The sequence below is a fragment of the Microcoleus sp. genome (assembly GCF_049646505.1).
Taxonomy (GTDB): Bacteria; Cyanobacteriota; Cyanobacteriia; order Cyanobacteriales; family Microcoleaceae; genus Microcoleus.
Genome location: NZ_JBARVX010000356.1, coordinates 1 through 3,122 on the forward strand (window position 1 = coordinate 1; position 3,122 = coordinate 3,122).

The following is a 3,122-nucleotide window of genomic DNA, read 5'->3' on the forward strand; positions in this document are numbered from 1 at the left end:
GATGAATTGGAGCGTCTGGTGCGATCGACTGGTTTTTACCGAAATAAGTCTAAAAATATTAAAGCTGCTTGTTGGGCGATCGTCAACAAATTCAACAATCAAGTGCCGCAGCAAATGGAACTGCTGCTAGAATTGCCCGGAGTTGCACGCAAAACAGCTAATGTCGTTCTCGCTCACGCTTTTGGTATTCATCTGGGCGTGACAGTAGACACCCACGTCAAGCGTTTGAGTCAACGATTGGGATTGACCGAACATACCGATCCGAATCGGATCGAGCGGGATTTGATGCTATTGTTGCCGCAGCCGGATTGGGAAAATTGGTCGATTCGGTTAGTTTATCACGGTCGGGCAGTTTGTAATGCCAGAAAGCCGATTTGCAATATTTGCGAACTTGCAGATTTGTGCCCTTCTGCTAATAGTTAGATGTTGCACTATTTTCAGGAACAAGCAAGATGCCTGCGGTTAAAAATACGGTCAATAAAAAAAGTAATTTAAATAAAAGCGATCCGAAGTGACCAAAATATAGTAAAATAGTTGATCGTGATTTATCTAAGGATATAAACTGAGTTATGGCTAAAAAGAGCATGATCCAGCGCGAGAAAAAGCGCCAAGCACTCGTAGACAAGTACGCTGACAAGCGCGCCGACCTGAAAGACCAGTTCGACCAAGCTGCGAATCAGATGGACAAAATGGCGATTCACCGGGAACTGCAACAGCTACCCCGCAGCAGTTCGCGGACTCGCTTGCGGAACCGCTGCTGGGCAACAGGACGGCCCAGAGGTTACTATCGCGACTTCGGACTGTCTCGCAACGTGATGCGAGAAATGGCTCACGAAGGTCTTTTGCCCGGTGTTGTGAAGTCTAGCTGGTAGCAGAAAGAAGGAAGTTCGGCAACGGATTTCGTATTTCGTAACGGATTTAATGGATAGAAGAAAGAAGGGTTTAGTTATCGTCGCGAGAGAGGGAAGAAATAAGAAGGAATGAAGAAAAACTTATGAATAATCGGCAAGATTATATTTTAGGGTTAATTTTTGTTTCAGACTTTCTTCCTTCTTCCTTCTTCCTTCTTCCTTGTTCCTTCTTCTTTCTGACTGACATCCGTTACATCCGTTACAAAATCCGTTGCCGAACCTTCTTGCTTCACTGGCCGCAGCATTTATCGATGCCGAGACTTTCGAGTAATAAGTCGCTGACGGCATTGGCGATCGCAAATTCGCCGTAAAAGCTTTTAGAAAAATCATAGGCCTGCATTTCGGTGACGATCGCAATTACGAGGCTGCCCACGTCGTTTTCGCCTTCCATGCGCTGGCGGACATAGATTTGGGCAGCTCTTTTAGCTATTTGCTGGTTGTCTGGTTCTGGGATAAACTCGGAGTCTAGCCATGCGAGCAGCGTTTGTTGGAGCCATTGACCTTCTTGTTCGGGGTTTTTGGCGGGCGGTAAGGTAATAGGTTCGATAGTTTCAGACATAATTATTCCTAATTGCTAATGTTGACTTTGAAAAGTTAGCGGACAAAAGACAACTGATAAATATATGCAATATGATATACCGTCAATTATACAGGGATACGCGCAAGGCTACTTCTTGATGGCAAATGACGGGGAGGAGAGTTTGGGGTGGTATTCGAGCCGCCAGCGGGCGCTGATTCCGCTGGATGATAGATTTACCTATCCCGCATCGCTGCGCCGCCAACTCAATCAAAATCGGTTTTCGGTGGCTGTAAATCGCGATTTTGGGGCGGTGGTTGAGGGTTGTGCCGATCGCGAAACTACTTGGATTTCTAAGGAACTCAAGCAGATTTACTGGCGTTTGTATGAGGCCGGTTGGGCTTACAGCTTCGAGACTTGGTGCGGCGACGAATTGGCGGGCGGTATTCTGGGATTGTCGATCGGCGGTGCGTTTATTGGGGAATCGATGTTTTACCGAATTTCCGAGGGTTCTAAGGTGGCGATGGTAAAGTTGGTGGAGAGATTGCGCGATCGATCTTATCTACTTTTTGACGCTCAAATGAACAACCCCCACTTGGAAAGATTCGGAGCATATACTGTCAAAGAAAAACAGTACAATACTCTTTTGCAAGCCGCTTTAAAACGCCGCTGCTCGCTCTTGTAAATATTCTCATTTGGCAAATAGCACTACCGCATTTTCACCCGATATACCTACTTAAAAAATAGTATAATCAAACATAGATACTTCTTGGAGGCAACCACAATGCAAGTCACAACAGAAGAAATCATTTATCCATCCAGCGACGGTCAACCAATGGCAGAAAGTACAATTCAATACAAATTAATTGTCACCATCAAAGAAGGTTGCGAGTCGCTGTTTCAAGACGATCCCAACGTGTTTGTCGCCGCAGATTTACTCTGGTATCCGGTTGAGAGAAGAAATGACATTTCTCAAGCACCAGATACGATGGTAATATTTGGTAGACCAAAAGGCGATCGCAGTTCTTACATACAATCTCGCGAAGATAATATCCCTCCCCAAGTCGTCTTTGAGATTCGCTCCCACAACGACAGCAACACAAAAATGCACAAAAAACTTTCATTCTACAATCGCTATGGAGTTGAGGAATATTACCTTTACGATCCCGAAATCAATGAGTTAGAAGGTTGGCAAAGAATTGAAGGAAGCTTAGAACCAATTGAACCGATGGAGGGATGGATAAGTCCGAGACTGGGAGTGCGGTTTGAGTTGCCAGAATCAGGGTTAGAAATTTATAAACCTGATGGAGAAAAGTTTCTTTCCCCTGCTGAAATGAATGCAGAGCGACTACTAGAGCGAGAGCGTGCCGAAGAAGCCTCGCAGCGTGCCGAACAACAAGCTCAAAAAGCCGAACGTTTAGCCGCCAAACTCCGCGAATTGAACATCGACCCAGATAGCATCTAAGCCCAAACAACGAGTAGAAACCCGGTTTTTTAAAGAAATCGGGTTGCTGCGGATTGCGGTTATTTATTCTTTTAGGATTTATATCGTTTCCGGTAGCATCGGAATGATTTAACCGCAGAGGGCGCAGAGAACACAGAGGAAGACAAGAGAGAGATGAATACAGAACTATGAAGCGTGGATTTGATCTGACTCGATTTTATAATTCCGATGCTACCGGATTTGATATTAC

The 3,122-nt window shown here is 45.2% G+C and carries 5 protein-coding genes; 4 read left to right on the forward strand and 1 reads right to left on the reverse strand.

The features are described 5' to 3' along the window. Together WBA89_RS18265 and rpsN are read left to right on the forward strand one after the other, a co-directional pair. Positions 1-423, forward strand: a 423-nt coding sequence (locus tag WBA89_RS18265; RefSeq protein ID WP_424408632.1) for an endonuclease III domain-containing protein, incomplete at its 5' end; no start/stop codon positions are given. 146 nt (positions 424-569) lie between these two features. Then, entirely contained in the window at positions 570-872 is a 303-nt protein-coding gene (gene rpsN / locus WBA89_RS18270) for a 30S ribosomal protein S14 (RefSeq protein ID WP_106146514.1), read from the forward strand. A gap of 268 nt (positions 873-1,140) precedes the next feature. Here rpsN and WBA89_RS18275 read toward each other — a convergent pair whose 3' ends face one another. After that, positions 1,141-1,470 (reverse strand): hypothetical protein, encoded by a 330-nt coding sequence (locus WBA89_RS18275; protein ID WP_424408633.1) that lies wholly within the window; start codon positions 1,468-1,470, stop codon positions 1,141-1,143. 64 nt (positions 1,471-1,534) lie between these two features. Between WBA89_RS18275 and aat the strand changes: the two genes are divergently transcribed. Both aat and WBA89_RS18285 read left to right on the forward strand, forming a co-directional pair. Continuing rightward, positions 1,535-2,113: a leucyl/phenylalanyl-tRNA--protein transferase gene (gene aat / locus WBA89_RS18280; RefSeq protein WP_424408634.1), complete on the forward strand. Its 579-nt coding sequence runs from the start codon at positions 1,535-1,537 to the stop codon at positions 2,111-2,113. A gap of 99 nt (positions 2,114-2,212) precedes the next feature. Continuing rightward, positions 2,213-2,893, forward strand: a complete 681-nt coding sequence (locus tag WBA89_RS18285) for a Uma2 family endonuclease (protein ID WP_424408635.1) — start codon at positions 2,213-2,215, stop codon at positions 2,891-2,893. Positions 2,894-3,122: the final 229 nt, after the last annotated feature.